Annotated in this window: 25 protein-coding genes; all 25 read left to right on the top strand. The window is 43.8% G+C overall.

Features of this window, described 5'->3' with window-relative positions; translation table 11 throughout:
• The first annotated feature begins 20 nt into the window (after positions 1-20).
• The 25 genes from spoIVA to BOD01S_RS09770 all read left to right on the top strand — a co-directional run bounded on the left by spoIVA (position 21) and on the right by BOD01S_RS09770 (position 20,766).
• On the top strand, positions 21-1,499 hold the full coding sequence (gene spoIVA / locus BOD01S_RS09890; protein ID WP_036154456.1) for a stage IV sporulation protein A: 1,479 nt from the start codon (positions 21-23) through the stop codon (positions 1,497-1,499).
• Between the two features lie 201 nt (positions 1,500-1,700).
• Positions 1,701-1,973 (top strand): HU family DNA-binding protein, encoded by a 273-nt coding sequence (locus BOD01S_RS09885; protein WP_036154459.1) that lies wholly within the window; start codon positions 1,701-1,703, stop codon positions 1,971-1,973.
• Between the two features lie 370 nt (positions 1,974-2,343).
• Positions 2,344-2,913 carry a GTP cyclohydrolase I FolE gene (folE, locus tag BOD01S_RS09880; RefSeq protein ID WP_036154460.1) on the top strand — a complete coding sequence of 190 codons (570 nt, stop codon included), beginning with the start codon at positions 2,344-2,346 and terminating at the stop codon, positions 2,911-2,913.
• 60 nt (positions 2,914-2,973) lie between these two features.
• A complete protein-coding gene (gene mtrB, locus BOD01S_RS09875) occupies positions 2,974-3,195 on the top strand; it encodes a trp RNA-binding attenuation protein MtrB (RefSeq protein WP_036154463.1) in 222 nt (73 codons plus the stop codon).
• Between the two features lie 86 nt (positions 3,196-3,281).
• Positions 3,282-4,016, top strand: coding sequence for a heptaprenyl diphosphate synthase component 1 (locus tag BOD01S_RS09870; protein ID WP_036154464.1), 735 nt, complete (start codon positions 3,282-3,284; stop codon positions 4,014-4,016).
• A 31-nt stretch (positions 4,017-4,047) separates the two neighbouring features.
• Positions 4,048-4,752: a demethylmenaquinone methyltransferase gene (locus BOD01S_RS09865; protein WP_036154466.1), complete on the top strand. Its 705-nt coding sequence runs from the start codon at positions 4,048-4,050 to the stop codon at positions 4,750-4,752.
• Positions 4,753-4,771: 19 nt separating this feature from the next.
• A complete protein-coding gene (hepT, locus tag BOD01S_RS09860) occupies positions 4,772-5,746 on the top strand; it encodes a heptaprenyl diphosphate synthase component II (RefSeq protein ID WP_063180327.1) in 975 nt (324 codons plus the stop codon).
• 87 nt (positions 5,747-5,833) lie between these two features.
• A complete protein-coding gene (gene ndk / locus BOD01S_RS09855) occupies positions 5,834-6,250 on the top strand; it encodes a nucleoside-diphosphate kinase (protein ID WP_036154468.1) in 417 nt (138 codons plus the stop codon).
• Positions 6,251-6,434: 184 nt separating this feature from the next.
• Positions 6,435-6,641 (top strand): hypothetical protein, encoded by a 207-nt coding sequence (locus BOD01S_RS09850; protein WP_036154470.1) that lies wholly within the window; start codon positions 6,435-6,437, stop codon positions 6,639-6,641.
• A 423-nt stretch (positions 6,642-7,064) separates the two neighbouring features.
• On the top strand, positions 7,065-7,304 hold the full coding sequence (locus BOD01S_RS09845; RefSeq protein WP_036154473.1) for a hypothetical protein: 240 nt from the start codon (positions 7,065-7,067) through the stop codon (positions 7,302-7,304).
• 121 nt (positions 7,305-7,425) lie between these two features.
• Positions 7,426-8,196, top strand: a complete 771-nt coding sequence (locus tag BOD01S_RS09840) for a CheR family methyltransferase (protein ID WP_036154475.1) — start codon at positions 7,426-7,428, stop codon at positions 8,194-8,196.
• Between the two features lie 279 nt (positions 8,197-8,475).
• Positions 8,476-9,657 carry a chorismate synthase gene (gene aroC / locus BOD01S_RS09835; protein ID WP_036154477.1) on the top strand — a complete coding sequence of 394 codons (1,182 nt, stop codon included), beginning with the start codon at positions 8,476-8,478 and terminating at the stop codon, positions 9,655-9,657.
• A gap of 1 nt (position 9,658) precedes the next feature.
• The gene (gene aroB, locus BOD01S_RS09830) at positions 9,659-10,744 is read left to right on the top strand and encodes a 3-dehydroquinate synthase (RefSeq protein ID WP_036154479.1); all 1,086 of its coding nucleotides are present in this window, start codon (positions 9,659-9,661) and stop codon (positions 10,742-10,744) included.
• A complete protein-coding gene (aroH, locus tag BOD01S_RS09825; RefSeq protein WP_036154481.1) occupies positions 10,744-11,109 on the top strand; it encodes a chorismate mutase in 366 nt (121 codons plus the stop codon). The genes aroB and aroH overlap by 1 nt, the downstream gene beginning before the upstream one ends.
• Before the next feature lie 21 nt (positions 11,110-11,130).
• On the top strand, positions 11,131-12,231 hold the full coding sequence (hisC, locus tag BOD01S_RS09820) for a histidinol-phosphate transaminase (protein ID WP_036154483.1): 1,101 nt from the start codon (positions 11,131-11,133) through the stop codon (positions 12,229-12,231).
• A complete protein-coding gene (locus BOD01S_RS09815; RefSeq protein WP_036154485.1) occupies positions 12,228-13,325 on the top strand; it encodes a prephenate dehydrogenase in 1,098 nt (365 codons plus the stop codon). Before hisC ends, BOD01S_RS09815 begins: the two co-directional genes overlap by 4 nt.
• Before the next feature lie 48 nt (positions 13,326-13,373).
• On the top strand, positions 13,374-14,660 hold the full coding sequence (gene aroA, locus BOD01S_RS09810; RefSeq protein ID WP_036154488.1) for a 3-phosphoshikimate 1-carboxyvinyltransferase: 1,287 nt from the start codon (positions 13,374-13,376) through the stop codon (positions 14,658-14,660).
• Between the two features lie 179 nt (positions 14,661-14,839).
• Positions 14,840-16,084, top strand: coding sequence for a tetratricopeptide repeat protein (locus BOD01S_RS09805; RefSeq protein WP_036154489.1), 1,245 nt, complete (start codon positions 14,840-14,842; stop codon positions 16,082-16,084).
• A 12-nt stretch (positions 16,085-16,096) separates the two neighbouring features.
• On the top strand, positions 16,097-16,654 hold the full coding sequence (locus BOD01S_RS09800; protein WP_036154491.1) for a ReoY family proteolytic degradation factor: 558 nt from the start codon (positions 16,097-16,099) through the stop codon (positions 16,652-16,654).
• A 21-nt stretch (positions 16,655-16,675) separates the two neighbouring features.
• Positions 16,676-17,125 carry a YpiF family protein gene (locus BOD01S_RS09795; protein ID WP_036154493.1) on the top strand — a complete coding sequence of 150 codons (450 nt, stop codon included), beginning with the start codon at positions 16,676-16,678 and terminating at the stop codon, positions 17,123-17,125.
• A gap of 158 nt (positions 17,126-17,283) precedes the next feature.
• Entirely contained in the window at positions 17,284-17,787 is a 504-nt protein-coding gene (locus tag BOD01S_RS09790) for a QcrA and Rieske domain-containing protein (protein WP_036154495.1), read from the top strand.
• A gap of 23 nt (positions 17,788-17,810) precedes the next feature.
• Positions 17,811-18,485: a menaquinol-cytochrome c reductase cytochrome b subunit gene (gene qcrB, locus BOD01S_RS09785; protein WP_036154498.1), complete on the top strand. Its 675-nt coding sequence runs from the start codon at positions 17,811-17,813 to the stop codon at positions 18,483-18,485.
• 40 nt (positions 18,486-18,525) lie between these two features.
• Positions 18,526-19,317: a menaquinol-cytochrome c reductase cytochrome b/c subunit gene (locus BOD01S_RS09780; protein WP_036154500.1), complete on the top strand. Its 792-nt coding sequence runs from the start codon at positions 18,526-18,528 to the stop codon at positions 19,315-19,317.
• Between the two features lie 109 nt (positions 19,318-19,426).
• The gene (lhaT, locus tag BOD01S_RS09775) at positions 19,427-20,026 is read left to right on the top strand and encodes a lipoprotein heptaprenylglyceryl N-acetyltransferase LhaT (RefSeq protein WP_036154502.1); all 600 of its coding nucleotides are present in this window, start codon (positions 19,427-19,429) and stop codon (positions 20,024-20,026) included.
• Between the two features lie 65 nt (positions 20,027-20,091).
• The gene (locus BOD01S_RS09770) at positions 20,092-20,766 is read left to right on the top strand and encodes a zinc metallopeptidase (protein WP_036154722.1); all 675 of its coding nucleotides are present in this window, start codon (positions 20,092-20,094) and stop codon (positions 20,764-20,766) included.
• The last annotated feature ends 136 nt before the right edge of the window (positions 20,767-20,902 follow it).

Here is a 20,902-nt window from a genome sequence, read left to right as displayed (position 1 = left end):
ATACGTAAAGGGGGAGCCGTATGTCAGAACAAGTATTTAAACAGTTGGCTGAACGCACAAATGGAGATGTATATATCGGTGTTGTGGGTCCTGTTCGGGTTGGGAAATCGACGTTTGTTAAAAAAGTGATGGAAATGGTCGTACTGCCGAACATTGAATTTGATGATGAGCGAAAGCGTGCATTGGACGAGCTGCCACAAAGCTCACCTGGTCCTGTCATCATGACGGCCGAGCCGAAATTCGTCCCGGCACAGAGCGCTCAAATTGGTATCGGAGATAATGGATTGTCCTTCCGAATTAGGCTGGCAGACTGCGTCGGCTACGTAATTGACGGGGTAAAGGGATATGAAGATGAGAATGGGCCGAAGTTTGTTCAGACGCCTTGGCATAATGAGCCGATTCCATTCCAGGAAGCAGCGAAAATCGGCACTGATAAAGTCATCCGTGACCATGCAAACATTGGGGTTGTCGTAACGACTGACGGAACAGTAAATGGCATCAAACGTTCAGCGGCAGAGGTTGCTGAAAGACAGATCATCGAGGAACTGCGGGAAATCGGAAAACCGTTTGTCATTGTACTGAATAGCACAATGCCTGCTCATGAAAACACGATTCGCCTGCGGAATGAGCTGCTGGAGCGCTATAATGTCCCAGTACATGCCGTAGCGATTGAGCAGTTAACGAAGAAGGATATTGCCTATATCTTGCAAGAGGCGCTGTATGAGTTCCCGGTAGAAGTCATTGAGGTAGAAAAGCCTGATTGGTTGGACGTGCTGGATGAGATCCATCCAATCCACCTGACGCTGAATGAAGCGATCGAGCATATGACATCATCTATCGGGAAAATCCGTGATGTAGAGCATGCGACGAGTGTCCTGTCGCAAATTGACTTTGTGAAAAGCTGTGAGCTGCAGGAAGTGGACCCTGGACTAGGTGTGGCGACTGTGCGCCTTGCGATCAATGAGGACACATACAAGGCCGCCTGTAATGAATGGTTATCAGAACCGATTGATACAAAGAAAGACTGGCTCCTGTTTATCAAGGAATCGGCCCAGGCAAAAGAGGAGCAAAAGCGCTTTAAAAATGCGATTGAGCAGGCCAGAAGGGACGGCTATGGGGTCACACTCCCTACAATGGAGGAGTTTACACCAAGTGAGCCTGAGTTGATCCAGCAAAATAATTTCTACGGGGTACGTATGAAGGCCAAGGCTGCTTCCTACCATATCATCCGAATTGATATGGGCTCGGAATTTTCACCGCTCATCGGTTCGGAATTCCATAGCCAGCAATTATTGAAAGATCTTAGATATGCTTTTGAGCATGACCGGGAAGCACTTTGGAGTACACAATTATTCGGAACACCTCTTCATGAAGTGCTGACAGAAAGTATCCGTTATAAGATGGAAGCTATACCAAAAAGTGCAAAAGAACGTATGCGTCTTACAATTGAGCGCATGGTAAATGAAGGAGAAAGAGGAATTGTAACGTTTGTGATTTAATAGAGACATCGAAAAAATTGAATAGATTTTTACTTAGAACGGTGACAAAATTAGTAATTTTGCACTGTTCTTTTTCATTTTCTTTGAAAAAACCACTAATAACGCGAAAAAAGCGGTTAATTACAGTTGCAGAGCGGTTTCTCTTATGTTAATCTTTTTACATGATTTAGGTTCATGACCCTTTGAGAGGAGGTGAATGGTGTGAATAAAACAGAATTAGTAAACTCTGTTGCTGAAGCTGCAGGTCTTTCTAAAAAGGACGCTTCTAAAGCAGTTGAAGCTGTATTTGATACAATTCAAGATGCTCTTGCAAAGGGTGACAAAGTACAATTAATCGGTTTTGGTAACTTCGAGGTACGCGAACGCGCAGCTCGTAAAGGTCGTAACCCACAAACAGGTGACGAGATCGAAATCGCTGCGAGCAAGGTACCTGCTTTTAAACCAGGTAAAGCGCTTAAAGATGCTGTAAAATAATACACAGCCGTAGTTACATAGAGCAGCCTTCCATGATTTTTGCATGGGGGCTGCTCTTTTTTAACTTCTTTTAGCACCGGGGTAAATATATCATCCAGTGAAGCGTAAAAGAATGTTTTGCGGTTGCCCGCCGCAGCAAACATGAGCGAATGCACTTTTCTTATGTGATTTTCTACATATTTTTTATAAATAGAGTAAGCATTTTTGAACTTGTAGGGCGAATGTGCTACGATTCATGTGGTAAGTTGAACATCTGTGTTCTCACCGGGTAGCGAGTGAATGATAGAGGGCCGGTAGAGAGACCGTGCAGAGTTAAAATAAATTGTACATATAAATTCATCGCAGCGATTTAGAATTATAGGAGGCAATTATGTCGAATGTTGATCTGAAAAAAATTGAAGAAGCGGTAAAAATGATTTTAGAAGCAGTAGGGGAAGACGTGAACCGAGAAGGTCTGCTTGATACGCCAAAACGTGTATCCAAAATGTATGCGGAGATGTTCAGCGGTCTTCAGGAAGACCCACGAGAATATTTTAGCACAGTGTTCCATGAAGATCATGAAGAGCTGGTGCTTGTAAAGGATATTCCATTCTACTCAATGTGCGAGCATCATCTTGTACCTTTTTACGGGAAAGCCCATATTGCATACGTACCAAGTGATGGAAAAGTAGCAGGACTCAGCAAGCTAGGACGCTGCGTAGAGTCGGTGGCACGCCGCCCGCAGCTGCAGGAGCGTATTACATCGACAGTCGCAGATGCAATTATGGAAATGCTGAACCCTAAAGGAGTTTATGTGATTGTCGAGGCGGAACATATGTGCATGACAATGCGCGGTTTAAAGAAGCCGGGGGCAAAAACGGTTACTTCTGCAGCCCGAGGTATTTATGAAACGGACGATGTGAAGCGCAGTGAAATCATTTCCTTTATTCAAATGTCTTAATTCATATAGAATTATGTTATGATGAATGAAGAATCTGTTGGTATGAGGAGCGAGCTGGTAATGACACAACCTGACTATATAATCATTGAAGCGCTGGAAGATGGTGTTCATGTGATTGGACTGACACGTGGAACCGATACAAAATTCCACCATTCTGAAAAGTTGGATGCGGGTGAAGTAATGATTGCACAATTTACGGAGCATACTTCAGCTATGAAGATTCGCGGGAAGGCGAAGATCCATTCGTCCCACGGAATAGTTGAAAGCAGCGGAAAAAAGTAATAGACTGTATCCGCGATTTCAATACAACACCAAGCTGGCTATGCTATAATAGAGCATAGTTACTTTAGTGAAATGGAGCATTATTTATGGATGCAACAACGATTGGCCAAGCTGTAGGTCAACTGAAAACATATATTTTGGATACTATTCAGCACAATACGCTGTTGAAATACACTGGCACACCGCTGTTAAACGAAAAGCAGCTATTTTTTTTGCTGTTGCCGAAGCTGAATGAGGAAGCATGGACAGAGGAGACAACGACAAGTGCGATGACTGTTGGCATTGTGCATGCGTCATTGGCAGAGCATGATAGGATCCATGAAACAGATGCTACATCGAAGGAACAGCAGCTGACAGTTTTATCGGGAGACTATTATAGCGGACGCTACTATCAATTGCTGGCACAGACAGGCAATGTTGAGCTGATCCGCAAATTATCGGAGGCTATTGTCGACCGATGTGAGCATGAAATAACAGTGTACGAGCGAGAAGGCCGGTATTTTCAGGATTGGGTAAAAGCCCTCTCTGTTATTGAAACGGCCCTTATTGAACGTTTTTTTTATGTATACCGATTTGATAGCTATCTTGAGGTGATGCAGGAAGCTTTGACGGCAGCCCGTTTAAATAGAGAATTAGAAGCTCTTATAAAGGGAGAACCATCCGTCTATGTAAACTGTATGCAGTTTAGCCTTGGGGAACAGCCTGTTGGAGAGGCGCTTAGGCAGGAAATCAGCAGGCGTAAGCAAATAGTAACGGCAATACTTGAAGCAAGCACGTATAACGAGGCGCTGAAGCAGGCAATTGTTGATATAGTGTCTTGAACGCTCGTGGATAAAGAAAGGTTTTGAGAAAATGGCAAAAGCGAAGGAACAACGTGTACATGAAGTATTTGAACAAATTTCAGATAGCTATGACAAAATGAATTCAGTCATCAGCTTCCAAATGCATAAATTATGGCGCGATGATGTCATGAAGCGTATGAATGTCAAAAAAGGTTCCGCTTGTCTGGACGTATGCTGCGGAACAGCGGACTGGACAATTGCTCTTGCGAAGGCAACTGCCGGAGATGGTATCGTTAAAGGCCTGGATTTCAGTGAAAATATGCTGAGCGTCGGCAAGAAGAAAGTGTTGCCTTACGACTTTGTAGAGCTTATTCATGGCAATGCAATGGAACTGCCGTTTGAGGATAATACATTCGATTATGTAACGATTGGGTTTGGGCTGCGCAATGTACCCGATTATATGCAGGTGCTGCGCGAAATGAACCGGGTATTGAAGCCGGGGGGGATGGCTGTATGCCTTGAGACGTCTCAGCCAGAAATTCCGGGCTACCGTCAATTGTTCCGTTTTTACTTTAAATATGTAATGCCGATGTTTGGCAAATTGTTTGCTAAAAGCTATAAAGAATACTCATGGCTGCAGGAATCAGCGAATGATTTCCCAGGTATGAAGAAGCTGGCTGCTATGTTCAGGGAAGCCGGTTTTGAAAGAGTAGCATATAAAGGCTATAGCGGCGGAGCAGCGGCAATGCATATGGGCTTTAAAAAAGAAATTTAGTGGGAGAAGGTTTGTTCGCGTGGAAAAGATGAAGTTGAAGTTGCTCTATGCTGACCTGAAATCAGATATAGAAGTCATCGAAAAAGAATTAGAAACAGCGTTGAACTCGTCTTCACACTTGTTGAACGACGCCTCCCTTCATCTTCTTCAAGCGGGTGGAAAGCGGATACGGCCTGTATTTGTACTGCTCAGCGCCAAAATGGGCCGGTATGAAATCGACCGCGTAAAGCATATCGCTGTCCCGCTTGAACTGATACATATGGCGTCACTTGTCCATGATGACGTGATTGATGACTCAGAAATGCGAAGAGGGGAACGTACGGTAAAAGCGCAGTGGAACAACCGGGTAGCCATGTATACGGGCGACTTTATTTTTGCCCGTGCGCTTGAGCATGTGACGGTCATTGAACATCCGCGGGTTCATCAAATATTGGCACGGACGATGGTGGAAATCGTAAACGGGGAAGTAATTCAGATTGAAGATAAGTTTCGGCTGGATCAAAACATCAAGGATTATTTCCGCCGTATTAAACGAAAAACAGCGCTTCTAATCGAATCCAGTTGCGAGCTGGGGGCAATCGTGGGAGAGGTGGAGCCGGAAAATGTCCGCCGATTGAAGCGATATGGCTATTTTGTCGGTATGAGCTTCCAAATCGTCGATGACATTCTTGATTTCACGGCTACTGATAAGGAGTTGGGAAAACCGGCCGGCAGTGATTTACTGCAAGGAAATATTACGCTGCCCGCGCTGCTGCTGAAGGATGATCCACATGTACGTCCATATATCGATAAGGCGATCGAGGGGACGCTGACTGAGGAAGAACGGAAGGAACTGCTAAAGCTTGTCCGTAAGTCGAATGCGATTTTGGAAGCAGCAAAAATCAGCGATAAATATTTAAAAAAGGCCTTAAAGGAAGTAGAGGCATTGCCTCCACATCCAATGAAAAAGAAATTGCGTGATATTGCCTTATTCATGGGGAAACGTAAATTCTAGGTATCGCTTGCACCGGTTATGTTATTTTGGTAATATTTATCGGTAGGTGAAAAAAACCTGTATCCAATTTAAAGGAGTGTTAAAATAATGGCTATCGAAAAAACTTTCCTAATGGTTAAGCCAGACGGTGTTGATCGTCAAGTAATCGGTGACATCATCGACCGTTTCGAGCGTCGCGGTTTCACAATGCGCGGTGCTAAATTAATGAACGTATCACGTGACTTAGCAGAAAAACACTATGCAGAGCACAGTGAACGTCCATTCTTCGGTGAATTAGTAGACTTCATCACTTCAGGTCCAGTATTTGCTATGGTATGGGAAGGCGAATCTGTTATCTCTCTAGCTCGTATCATGATCGGCGCTACAAAGCCATCTGAATCTCAACCAGGTACTATCCGTGGTGACTATGCAGTAACTGTATCTCACAACGTAATCCACGGTTCTGACTCTCTTGCTTCTGCAGAGCGTGAAATCGGCCTTTGGTTCGGTGAAGAATTAGTTTAATTTACAATTATTAATAGGGAGTGCCTGAAAATTCATTTTTAGGCGCCCCCTTTTCTTCTCTAGTAAAGAGGAGCCAGCAAGGAAGTATAACTTTCAAGCGGGCTCCTTTTTCGTATATTCATTTCTATAAATAGCCAAATTTATGGTATGCTACCAATGTAAAAGGCGGAGGAGATGAAAACACATGTGGACAGCAATTGGATTAATGGTAGTCGTAGGCATACTTGCAGATATGGTGACAAAAAATAAAAGCATTGAGCTCAAGCGTCTAAAACACGAAATTGAACTGGAGAAGCTGCGCCTTCAAACGTTTGATAAAGAAACAGAAAAAATGCGCCTGGAGCTGGAGCAATCAAAACAGGCATTAATCGAAATGAAAAAAGACAGTTAGAAAGCATATTAAAGAGCGGCGGGCAAGTATGAAGTCAATACTTGTCCACTGCTCTTTTTGTATCGGAAAGGAAAATTAGGAAGTATAAGCAATTGTACAGCTACTTCTTTACTAAACGGACTCTTTAGGAATAAGGAGGCAGGCAGCTGAAAAAGCAAACCGACCCTCCATGCTTTTTTCAGCTATCGTCAATAGATGGAAAGTAATTTGTAAAAATGAGAATAAAAAGAGAGGAGAATGGTTTATCCTAATTTCAGGATGGAGAGACGTTCTCTTACCCAAAAAGGAAAAGTTGGGATAAACCTATTGAATGCGTAGTGAAGATAGTAGATAATTTTGGTATAGAGGAAGCAAACAAGTGAACACTTGGCCTTCAGGGCTGCCTCCAAAAGAAACGAAAATACAGAAAGCGAGTTGTTTTAGATGTGGATGTTAATACCAATCATTGCAATTTTAATTGGCGGAGCGATCCCGCTTACGGCTATTTATACCGTTCATAGGAGGTCACAGACGAAGCTGCAAATTCAATTAGCAGAAAAAGAATTTTTACTGGAGGGGCAGCGTCTGCAGATTATGGAACGTGAAACGGAAAAAATGCGGCTGGAACTGGAACAGTCCAAGATGCTATTAGAGTCTCACAAGCGACTGGAATTGACTGAATAGTATTCTTGGGTATTTTAGAAAAGCGAGAGTTTCAGGAGTTTTAACAGATTTACTATTTCTGTAAGGTCCATTTTCCGCTATAATAAATGATACAATGCGTCAGAGGGGAAGATGTGGCAAGATGTCGGATTATGAACAATTTATTGAAGGCATAAAGCGAAGAACAGGAATTGACCTGGCATTATATAAAGAAGCACAAATGAAACGACGCCTAACGTCTTTATATGAAAAAAAGGGTTATAAAAACTTTGTAGAGTTTCTGGCTGTACTGGAAAAGGACCGGGATTTGATGAATGAGTTTCTGGACCGGATGACGATCAATGTTTCGGAATTTTATCGCAATGGCAAACGCTGGGAAGTATTGCAAAACAAAATATTTCCGAAGCTGCTTGCTGTAAACAAGCGGCCGAAAATTTGGAGCGCCGCCTGCTCGACCGGCGAAGAGCCATATAGCTTGGCGATGGTGCTGTCCCATTACTTACCGCTTTCCCAGATAAGCATATTGGCCACTGACTTGGATGAAAATGTCATTCAAAAGGCAAAGCTGGGCCTTTATCCTGAACGTTCCCTTGCGGAAGTGCCAAAGGATGTACAGGCGAAATATTTCAAGCAGGAGGGGCAGTTCTACAAGGTAAGCGAGGATATAAAACGCACCGTCAATTTCAAGAAGCATAATTTATTGAAAGACCATTATGAATCCAATTTTGATTTAATTGTCTGCCGAAATGTAATGATTTACTTTACTGAGGAGGCAAAAGATCAGATTTATGAGAATTTCAGCAAATCGTTACGCCCAGGTGGTATTCTATTTGTAGGATCTACTGAACAGATATTTAATCCGGGCCGTTATGGATTTGAGGTAGAGGACACTTTCTTCTACCGCAAGAAATAGGAGCGGGTGGTCATGTAATTTGCTTAATGAGGCTGAACGTTTATACGGGATACCGGCGCTTTTCGTCTATATGCGAAAGGCGTTGTTTATTTAGCGGCCGAAAAAGGAAGTAAAGGCAAGGCCGAAGGAATGAAGATCCTCAGGCGGAAATAAACAAAGAACGTTCAGAATATTCGTAACTAAAAAGTTTTATTTCGGAATACGTACTGTATTTTATAGTTAGATATGTTATAGTGAAAAATACATACTTTAGCGAGTTGAAGGGAGAAAGTGTTTACTATGCGTTACTTAACAGCAGGTGAGTCTCACGGACCACAATTAACAACAATTATTGAAGGGCTGCCTTCTCTTTTACCAATTTCAGCAGAGAAAATTAACTATGATTTAAAACGCCGGCAGGGGGGGCATGGCCGCGGCCGCCGCATGCAAATTGAAACGGATACAGTCGAAATCATGTCGGGCGTGCGTCATGGGAAGACATTAGGTTCCCCTGTTGCCCTTGTAGTAACAAATGATGATTGGAAGCACTGGACAAAAATTATGGGGGCAGCAGAGCTTCCGGAAGATATAGACCCAAGCGAAATGAAGCGCCAAATCTCCCGCCCGCGCCCCGGTCATGCAGATTTGGTCGGTGGAATCAAGTACGGGCACCGCGACTTACGTAATGTGCTGGAGCGTTCCAGTGCAAGGGAAACAACTGTCCGTGTCGCTGTAGGCTCCGTAGCGAAAGCTTTATTAAACGAATTGGGCATTTCTATCGTCTCTTATGTAACGGAAATTGCAGGCATTAAGGCGGATGTGTCGAAGGTAGCAGGTAAATCAGCCGATGAAATCCGCACAATTATAGAAGAAGACCCTTGCTACACAGTGGATCCGGAAGCATCTGCAAAAATGGTGGAAGCAATTGATGCAGCAAAAAAAGCAGGGGATTCCATAGGCGGTATCGTGGAAGTCGTAGTGGAAGGGCTTCCCGCGGGAATCGGTTCCTATGTGCATTATGACCGCAAGCTGGACGGGAAACTGGCGCAAGCAATGCTTTCCATCAATGCGTTCAAAGGGGTGGAATTCGGTATCGGCTTTGAAGCAGCACGCAGACCAGGCTCACAGGTGCATGATGAAATCCTTTGGGATGAAGAAAACGGCTATACACGCAGAACAAATAATTTAGGTGGACTTGAAGGCGGCATGACAACCGGTATGCCAATTGTTATGCGCGGTGTCATGAAGCCGATTCCGACACTTTATAAACCATTGAACAGTGTAGATATTGAAACGAAAGAAACATTCAAAGCGAGCGTCGAACGCAGTGACAGCTGTGCAGTTCCGGCAGCTTCCGTTGTAGCAGAGCATGTTATTGCCTGGGAAATTGCTGCTGCTATTATCGATCAATTCCACAGTGATCAGCTGCCCCAGCTGAAGGCGCAAATTGAGGAAATGCACAAGCTAGCAAAGGAGTTTTAAAATGAAAATTCCAGTTCGCGCAGCCTCCCACCAATATGAGGTAGTCATTGGAAACGGTATTCTGAAAGAAGCATTTGAAAGCTACAAGGAATTATTCCAAAGGGTCGATCAAGTAATCGTCCTGACAGATGAACATGTATGGGCGGCGCAGGGAGATTATTTTACTTCTTCTTGTCCGTATGCATTCGATGAATTAATCATGCCGGCGGGAGAGAGCTGCAAGTCATTTGATAATTTTCATGCTGCACATACCTTTTTGCTTGAGAAAAAATGCACACGTAAATCACTATTGATCGCATTTGGCGGTGGTGCAGTAGGAGACCTTGCCGGTTTTGTGGCAGCTACGTATATGCGGGGGATTCCCTTTATCCAAGTGCCTACGACGATTCTGGCGCATGACTCGGCGGTAGGCGGCAAGACAGCTATTAACCATGCACTCGGCAAGAATATGATTGGTGCTTTTTATCAGCCGGAAGCGGTACTGTATGATATACGTCTTCTAAGGTCATTGCCGGTACGTGAAGTTCTCTCAGGGATGACAGAGGTAATCAAGCATGCTATGATATCCGACCCGGTCTGGCTGAACGAATTAATGGAGCAAAATGTATCCCGGCTTGATGAGCCTACACTTGCTGACTATTTGGCAAAAGGCGTATCGGTAAAGGCTCATATCGTGGAGAAAGACGAAACGGAACAGTCTGTCCGGAAATTTTTAAATCTCGGGCACACTTACGGCCATGCTATCGAGGCAGCTGCAGGGTATGGTGGTTTGGCTCACGGTGAAGCGGTAATGATCGGGCTTGTATACTGCCTGCTGTTGAGTGAAAGACATGGATCCATTACACGGGAGTTTACGACCCGCTTCTATCAGTTTGCGCGCAGCAATGGCTATCCGTTCGATGCTGTACATATGTATACCTTCGCACAGCTAAAGGATTATTTATTAAAAGATAAAAAAGCGGATTATGGCGAACTGCAGTTTGTCCTGCTGGAGGAAATTGGCAAGCCATATGTGAAAAAAATTGAGCTTTCGGAGTGCGAGGAAATCGACGCCGAATTGCGGATATTACTATCGGAGGTGGAATGATGATTCGCGGTATTAGAGGAGCAACGACAATCCCGGCAGATACAGCAGAGTTTGTATGGGCGGAAACAGCATTCCTTGTTGTGGAGATGGCGAAGGAGAATAAAATTGTCCCGGAAGATATTGCTTCCATTACGATATCGACAACGGCAGATATTAAATCAGCCTTTCCCGCTAAAGCGGTAAGGTCGATGGATGGCTGGCAGTATGTACCTATTATGTGCACCCATGAAATGGATGTACCCGGTGGCCTGCCGCTATGTATCCGTGTGCTGATGCATGTGAATACAGAAGCTGCACAACAGGATATCCATCATGTGTATTTACATGATGCTGTAAAGTTAAGACCAGATTTGGTACGGAAATAGTACACAAAGGAGTAGAGTAATATGAAATGGAAACAACAAATTCACGGCATGAAAGCATATCAGCCAGGTAAACCAATTGAAGAAGTAAAGAAAATGTATGGCTTAGATGAGGTAGTAAAGCTTGCTTCCAATGAAAATCCATTTGGCAGCTCGCCTAAAGTAAAAGCATTTCTGCAGCAAGGTGAAACGAATCATGCTATTTACCCGGATGGCTATGCCCAGGATTTACGTACAGCAGTAGCAAACCACTTAGGCGTAAAAGAGACAGAGCTTATTTTTGGCAATGGTTCGGATGATTTGATTGCGATTATTACCCGTGCATTGTTGTATCCAGGCGTCAATACGGTCATGGCAGACCCATCGTTCTCCCAGTATTGGCACAATGCTGAAATTGAAGGGGCAGAGGTGCGCAAAGTGCCGTGTATAGAAGGTCGGCATGATTTAGAAGCGATGCTTGAAGCCATTGATGAAAATACCTCTGTTGTATGGGTTTGCAGCCCGAACAATCCGACAGGCACTATTGTAACCGATGCGGAGCTGCAGGGCTTTCTGAAGCAAGTACCTTCGGATGTTCTTGTTGTACTTGATGAAGCGTACATCGAGTATGTGAACGATCCTGCACATGAAAATACATTAAAATATTTCCGCCAATATGAAAATGTCATCCTTCTTCGCACATTCTCCAAGGCTTATGGCCTTGCTTCTTTCCGTGTAGGCTATGGGATTGCCCAGGAGCAGACAATTGCCAAGCTGGATCCGGTGCGCGCCCCGTTCAACAATACAATTTTGAGTCAAAAGGTAGCTGCTATCGCACTGGAGGATCAGGCATACATCGAGCATTGCCGCGAAGCGAATGAAAAAGGCAAGCAGCAGTTCGTTACGTGGTGTGAAAAGCAGGGGCTTCACTACTACCCATCCCAAACTAACTTTGTCTTGTTTGAGGTAAAAGCAGACAGCAATACCGTCTTTGAAGAAATGATGAAAAAAGGCTTCATTATCCGCAGCGGCGCGGCATTAGGTGCTCCAGGCTATATTCGTGTGACAATTGGTACAGAAGAGCAGAATGCCAAATTTTTATCATTGCTTGAAGAAGTGCTGTATGAGCAGGGAGTACTTGCATGACGAAAAATGTGCTTGTCATTGGGCTGGGGCTGATTGGCGGGTCCATTGCGCTTGCGCTGCAGAAATCTCCGCAGACGAAAATATTCGGCTATGATGCATTACCGCAGACGAGAGAATTGGCGAAGGCTTTAAAAGTAGTACATGAAATTGTAGAACATCCGGCGGAAGTAGCAGAAGAAATGGATTTCATTATTTTTGGCACACCAGTAAGTGCCACATTAAAATGGATGGAGCAGTTGAAAGATTGGGTATTAAAAAAGGATGTCATCATTACTGATACAGGCAGTACAAAGGCGCTGATCATGAAGAAGGCGGAGGAATTGAAGGGGATGGGTATTACCTTCATTGGCGGGCATCCGATGGCAGGCTCGCATAAAAGCGGTGTGACAGCAGCAAAGCCTTATCTTTTTGAGAATGCATATTATATGCTAACACCTTTTGAGGATGAAAGAATAGAAGAGCTGGAGCGTCTTGAAGACCTGTTGAAATACACAATCGGGAAGCTTGTAAAGGTCGATGCGGTGGAACATGATCATATGACGGCTGTTGTCAGCCACTTCCCGCATATTGTCGCTGCATCACTTGTGCACCAGCTGCAGCTGGAAAATGCCCAGCTGCCGATGACACGTTCTTTGGCAGCGGGTGGCTTCCGCGACATTACAAGAATCGCTTCTTCTAATCCTATCTTATGGCGGGATATTACCGTCCAAAACCGGGGGGAGCTCATTGACCAGCTTGAACAATGGATGGCGGAGATGAACCGGGTGAAATCCTTGCTTCTAGACGGCAGCGAGGAGATGATTGAGCAATATTTTGCTGTAGCAAAGGAAGTGCGGGATGCACTGCCTACTTCCTCAGGGGCATTATTCGTACCATACGATCTGTATGTAGATGTACCGGATTACCCAGGGGTGATTTCTGAAGTAACAGGTTACTTGGCAGAGGATCAGATTAGCATTACGAACATTCGAATTGTCGAAACGCGGGAAGATGTCTTTGGTATTTTAGTCATCAGCTTTAGTTCCGCAGAAGACCGCGAACAGGCAGCGAAATGTATCGCAAGGCGGGCAAATTTCGATACGTATATTTCATAAGGCAAAGAGCATCCATGCTTTTTGCTCTTTTTCAAAAGGAGGATTTTTATGAAAACGATGGATTATAAGCGTCCCGGCCTGCACGGTGAAATCCAAGTGCCGGGTGATAAATCAATTTCGCACCGTTCTGTCATGTTTGGTGCTATCGCAGAGGGTACGACAACCGTTGAGGGTTTTTTGCTTGGGGAGGATTGTTTAAGCACAATTGATTGCTTCCGCAAGCTGGGTGTGAAAATTGATGTTGACGGCACAAATGTAAAAATCGAAAGCGCGGGCATTGATGCGTGGAAAGAGCCAAAGGAAGTATTGTATACGGGGAATTCCGGTACGACGACGCGCCTTATGCTGGGGATTTTAGCGGGAACGAAAATACATACCATTATGACGGGTGATGCCTCGATCGGTAAACGTCCGATGCGCCGCGTTGTAGATCCGCTTCGTCTGATGGGTGCCCAAATTGCAGGGCGGGAAGGCGGACAATTTACGCCGCTCGCTATCCAGGGAACGGAACTTACCTCCATCGATTATACGATGCCTGTAGCGAGCGCACAGGTAAAATCAGCTATCCTATTAGCCGGTCTTCGTGCAAAAGGTACAACAGTAGTCCGGGAATCGGAAATATCACGCGATCATACTGAACGCATGCTCCGCCAGTTTGGCGCAAAAGTAGAAACGGCAGACGGGGTTGTATCCTTTGAAGGCGGTCAGAAACTAAGAGGAACTCATGTAAATGTACCCGGTGACATTTCATCCGCGGCCTTCTTCCTAGTAGCAGGGGCTATTGCGCAAAAGAGCGAGATTGTGCTGAAAAATGTAGGGGTAAATGAAACACGCGCGGGGATTATCGATGTATTACAGGCAATGGGCGCTGATATGGAGGTCGTTATTGAAGACGAACAGGCAGCAGAGCCTACTGCAACGATTACGATCCGCACTTCGAATCTTGCAGGCACAACAATTGAAGGGGCAATCATCCCACGCTTAATTGATGAAATTCCTATTCTTGCTTTGCTTGCCACACAAGCACAGGGCAGAACAATTATTAAAGATGCCGAAGAACTAAAAGTGAAAGAAACAGACCGTATTACAGCTGTTGTGGCAGAGCTGAAGAAACTGGGCGCGGATATCGAAGCGACGGAAGACGGCATGATTATTAACGGACCAACGAAGCTGCACGGTGCTTCATTGCAATCATATGGCGATCACCGCATCGGGATGATGGCGGCAGTAGCGGCACTTATTGCAGACGGTCCTGTAGAAATTGATGATCCGGACTGCATAGCCGTATCTTATCCGATGTTTTTTGAACATATTGAAGCATTAATGAACCATTAATGTAACAAAAAAGTGCAGATTGAGCAGATAGCCTGTGTCTATCTGCACTTTTCTTCAAGCAGAAGTATAACTTACAAAATATTTCAGGATACTGTTTTAACAGAGTCCTTTTTCCTTGTTTAGCAGACAGCCGTGAGGTAGCATAAAGATTGACTAAGATGGAAAAGGTGAAAGTATCTATGGATGAAATGTTACAAGCCATTCAGAATGGCGACCTTCAACAAATCAATGCGTTTCTAGAAACGTTTTTGATGAATGAAGCACCGGGTGAGCAGTATGAAGCGGCGGAACTGCTAATGCACTACGGCTATTTAGAGGAGGCGAACCGAGTATTAGAACACTTGGCATTCCTGTTCCCTGAAGAAGCCCAAATTACAATCGATCGGGCCAATGTCTTTATGGAAATGGGAAATGAAGATGAAGCGCTGGAGCTTCTGCTTTCCATTCCGGAAGACGCTCCTGAATATCCGCAGGCGCTGCTTGTTATGGCAGACTATTATCAGATGCAAGGATTATTTGAGGTAGCGGAAAAACGTATCAATGATGCTCTTGAACTGCTGCCGAATGAGCCGCTGCTACATTTCGCAAAAGCGGAGCTGCTGTTTGAGACCGGCCGATTCACGGAAGCGGCCCGTATTTACGAGGAACTGTATGAAAAGGATAAGCAGTTTGCAGGCGTTTTACTGGCGGCCCGCTTAGCGGAAGTATACCGCGCTGGTGCTGGTTATGAGACGGCGCTCGACTATTATATGGAGGCACTTGAAGAAGAGGTGACACCGGACTTACTGTTCGGATCAGCCTATGCTGCCTTCCAGTCACAAAAATACGAAACGGCCATCCAGCAGCTGGAAGACTTAAAGGAGCTGGACCCGGATTACTTCTCAGCGTACCTGTTATTGGCGGAAAGCTATGCGATGCTTGAGGATAATAAACGGGCATATAAAGCGATCCAAGAAGGATTAACACGTGATGAATATGATAAGGCCTTGTACTTGTTCGCCGGTAAAATGGCGCTGAAGAACAATCTGCCGCATGAAGCGGAAAAACATCTGCAGCAAGCCATCGCACTAGATCCTGAATATATGGAAGCAACGCTTGTATTGATGTCAATTTATGCGCAGGAAGAGCGCTACGGAGAGGTCATTCAATTATTTGAACACCTGCAAAATGAAGATTTTGACTGGACAGCCCTTTATCCTTATGTAGCAGAAGCGTATGATAAAGAGGAGGAGTTTGCCAAAGCATATGAAATTTATAAGAACGCATATAATGACTTTAAAGAAGATGTGTCGTTTTTAGAGAAATATTGTTACTTCCTGCTTGAAGACGGCAGGCAGGAGGAGGCATATGCTATAGCAAAACAGCTTGCCCACCTAGAACCGACAGAACAGGAATGGCAAAACTTACTTGAACGCTTTGAATAAAGGGGGAATAGGATGACTTCTTCCATCCCAGTATTAGAGAAAAAAACATTTATCCGATGGTTTTTGAAAAATCATCAATTAAAGAGAAGAGAATGTGTGTGGATTTTAAATTATTTATTAAGTAACGACCGTCTGCTTGAGCATGTACACTTTGTAGAGGAGGCGCACTATTGTCCCCGGGCGATGGTCATGTCCTCTGTAGAGCATACCGGTGTCCCGTTCCGCTTTTATAAAGGGAATGTCATGACAAGCGATGCCGAAAAATCTTTTCATGATTTACGTTTGAATCCAGATGAAAGCATATTCATACAAATCAATTTCCCAAATATCCCACCACATATTCATTACTTGTCAGTGCTCGAAGAAAATCCCTATATGCCGAAATCCCTTCACATTAGTGAAAAGGATCGTGTAATGGCAGAGCAGCTGTTGAAAGATAGCATGCTCGCATTCCAGGAGGAAAAAATCTTGCGCCAAATAGATGAAGCGCTTGATGCAGGGGACAAAGAACGCTTCTTTGAACTGTCAAATTTATTGCAAGCTTTGAAGCATACGTCATCACAACCATGAGATCTGGAAGGAAGAGAAAGCATGTTTTTTAATGTTAAAGATATAGAACAGTTCCAATCACAAAAGCAGTTCATTGATACGGCGATTGTACCGTTGCTTAGTTTAGAGTTTGCTGATGATCGTAGTAGGCAAAGCAGTTCGGCGGCAGAGTTTTTAATGTCGCTTACAGCTTTTATCGAACAACAATTTAAGGGACGATTGCTTGTAACGCCCCCATTTTCCTATACGCCAGCATTAAAAGATGCCATTCAACCAGAAAAGATAAAAGATGAGCTCCTATCAGCAGGCTTTAAACATATCTTTTTTATGACATGTGACCATCATTGGACAACTGTGGATAGTGAACTGGAAGTCATCTGGCTGCCGGCCATCCCGCTTGAATCGATGGATAAGGCAGTCAAACAGAGAGTTTTGGAAGACCAGCTAAAGCAGGTCATTCCAACGTTTACGAGGGCTTGGACAAGCGTCTAGACATTTGATTCATCAAATGTTCACAATAAGTCGAAAACGGACGAATGCGATATTGACCAACCTATTTTATTGATATATCATAGATATGTCCTAGTTATTACTATTTGTAAAAGTATATGTCCGTTGGACTAACCTTTTAGTCAGAGGGGGGAAAAGGATTGAGTAATAATCGAGTAACACGACGCCAATTTTTAACTTACACAATTACAGGTGTTGGTGGATTTATGGCTGCTGGTATGCTAATGCCGATGCTACGCTTCGCAATTGATCCAGTCTTACAGACGAAAGCTGAAGGGGACTTTGTTGTAACAGGTCAAAAAGTTAGTGAGCTTTCGGAAGAACCGGTAAAAGTTGACTTCTCATACGAACAAGTTGATGCATGGTACAAGTCTGAAGTAACTGATGCAGCTTGGGTGTATAAGAATGGAGACGAAATTGTTGCACTTTCACCAGTATGTAAACACTTAGGTTGTACGGTAAACTGGGCGGGAGATTCAGAGCATCCAGAGCAATTCTATTGTGCATGTCACGGTGGACGGTATGAAAAAACAGGTGTGAACGTTCCACACACACCACCAACAGGGCCTTTAGATCAATATGAAGTGTCTGAAAAAGATGGCTATTTAATGCTTGGGAAAAAATTCGCAAATAGTTTTGCATAATTTAGTTAGGGGGTACGACATCAGTGCTAAATAAAATTTACGATTGGGTCGATGAACGTTTAGACATCACTCCTATTTGGCGTGATATTGCCGACCACGAAGTGCCAGAGCACGTTAACCCTGCACATCACTTCTCAGCATTCGTTTATTGTTTTGGTGGATTGACATTCTTCATCACAGTAATTCAAATTTTATCCGGTATGTTCTTAACAATGTACTATGTACCGGACGTAGAGAATGCTTGGAAATCAGTTTATTATCTACAAAACGAAGTAGCTTTCGGTGAGATCGTTCGCGGTATGCACCACTGGGGAGCTTCATTAGTAATTGTAATGATGTTCTTACATACACTTCGTGTATTCTTCACAGGCTCTTATAAGAAACCTCGTGAGTTAAACTGGATTGTTGGTGTAGGTATTTTCGGTGTAATGATGGGCTTAGGTTTCACAGGTTATTTACTTCCTTGGGACATGAAAGCGTTGTTCGCAACAAAAGTAGGTATCCAAATCGCGGCATCTGTACCATTTATTGGTGAATATATTAAAATTCTTTTAGCAGGTGACTCGACAATCCTTGGGGCGCAAACGTTAACACGATTCTTTGCAATTCATGTATTCTTCTTGCCAGCTGTACTATTTGCTTTACTTGCAGCTCACTTTATCATGATTCGCCGTCAAGGTATTTCAGGACCACTATGATTTAAACAATGTTTTGATGATTTTTTAAGGAGGGGACAATATGCAACGCGGAAAAGGAATGAAGTTTGTAGGCGACTCGCGTATTAAAGCGAATAACCGTATGCCGAACAAGCCAAAAGATTATTCCGAGTATCCGGGAAAAACTGAAGCTTTCTGGCCAGACTTCTTATTAAAAGAATGGATGGTAGGGGCAGTTTTCTTAATCGGCTATCTATTATTGACTGTCGCTCACCCTTCGCCACTTGAAGGCCCGGCAGATCCAACAAACGCAACTTATACTCCGTTACCGGACTGGTACTTCTTCTTCATGTACCAATTATTAAAATATACTTATACTTCAGGTGCATTTAACGTAATCGGTGCTGTAGTAATGCCAGCAATCGCATTCGGTGCATTAGCATTAATGCCATTCTTGGACACTACACCAGAGCGTCGACCATCAAAGCGTCCATTGCCAACTGCAATTATGCTATTAACTCTTGCTGCGATGGTATACCTCACTTGGGAGTCAGTACATGCTACAAACTGGGAAACAATTGAGTCACAAGGCGAAATTTCGGATGCAGACTTAGGACTGCTGCCTGATGTAGAAGTCGATAAAGAAGCAGAAGGCTATAAGATCTTTGAAGGCAATTCTTCATGTATCGGATGTCACGGCGGCGACTTCGAAGGGGTTTCCGGCCCAACGCTTTTAGGCAATGAGCTGACAGCGGAAGAAGTTAAAGAAGTAATCATTAACGGCCGTGGCGGTATGCCGGCTGGCCAATTTAAAGGTACTGATGAAGAGCTTGAAACTTTAGCTCAGTACATTGCAGATTTAAAAGAAAAGTAGTAATAACAAGAGAGTCAGTTCGCTGGCTCTCTTTTTTTCCCGTTTCATAAAATGTCGAAAAAAGATGAAACTTTGTACAAGTTGATTCGTAAATAGAAGGAGAACATATATGCAAACGTTTTTCGTAAAAAGCTGGTATCTTTTAACGCATCGTGCCTTTTTGACTTTGGTGCTTATTATTAACTTTTTAGGTACCATCTACGGGTATTATTGGTATCAGGGACAATTGGCAGTTACCGATCCGATATTTTACATTTTTGTACCGGATAGTCCGACTGCAAGTCTATTCTTCTGCCTGGCTGTTGTTGGCTGGCTGTTCGGGAAGCATTTTAAGCTGATGGAAGTACTGGCATTAATTACTTTAGTCAAATACGGTTTATGGGCCGTCGTAATGAACATGCTGACGTTGGCCGAATTAGGGTCATTAGGAGCAGATGGCTGGATGCTTGTTTTTTCACATTTCATGATGGCTGTACAGGCCATTCTGTATATCCCAAAATATGCATTTCGTCTTGGGCATGTGGTAATAGGGGCGGTTTGGACATTGCATAATGATGTCATCGACTATGTATTTGGTCAAATGCCTACTTACCGTGTACTTTCTCTATATGCTGCCGATATCGGCTACTTTACGTTTTGGCTGTCCATCGCGTGTATCGTGCTTGCCTATACCGTGTCCCGTAGGCGCAAACATTTGCAAGTGTTCTAAAAACTAGATAAAATTATGTTATAGAAAGCTTTTTATAGAGAGGGAGAATATAATTGGGTTTAGGAATGTATATTGTATATTTTGCTGTAATTTTGCTCTTACCGTTGTATGCGCAAATGAAAGTAAAAGGTACGTATCGCAAATTTTCTGAAGTACCTTCACAGCGTGGAATGACAGGTGCTCAAGTGGCACGTATGATTTTGGACCACCATGGGTTGACGGATGTACGTGTTGTACCAACACAAGGTGTTTTATCCGACCATTATAACCCGGCTACAAAAACGGTAGCTCTTTCAGAATCAAACTATTATCAATCATCATTGGCTGGTATTGCAGTTGCTGCCCATGAGGTCGGCCATGCGATTCAACATAAAGAAGCATATTCCTTTTTAACATTGCGTGCAAAACTAGTACCAGTAGCAAATATTTCTTCTAATATGTCTTGGATTTTCGTCATGATCGGTATCTTTGCTTCAAGCTCTGGCTTCCTTTTACTAGGAATCCTTCTCTTGTTAGCGGGTGTTTTATTCCAAGTGGTTACACTGCCGGTGGAATTTGATGCATCGAAGAGGGCGATGAATGAAGTAGTATCGCTTGGCATTATCGGCAACAATGAAGAAAGAGGCGCGCGTAAAGTGTTAAGCGCGGCAGCAATGACATATGTTGCAGCAACAGCAGTAGCTGTCCTGGAGCTTTTACGTTTAGTACTAATCTATACAGGTATGCGCTCAGATGATTAATATCTACGTCCAAACAGAGTTTCTGTTTGGGCGTTTTTTTGTATGTAAAAAACTATCAATCCTCAATATTCATGGAGAATATTTAGTCATGTAATAGATTGATCCGGCGTATCCTGTAGAGAAAATAGGAGGGGGT

The organism is Lysinibacillus odysseyi 34hs-1 = NBRC 100172 (assembly GCF_001591965.1).
Taxonomy (GTDB): domain Bacteria; phylum Bacillota; class Bacilli; order Bacillales_A; family Planococcaceae; genus Lysinibacillus_B; species Lysinibacillus_B odysseyi.
Note: the sequence above shows the minus strand (reverse complement) of the source record. Positions and strands in the feature narration are given on the sequence as shown.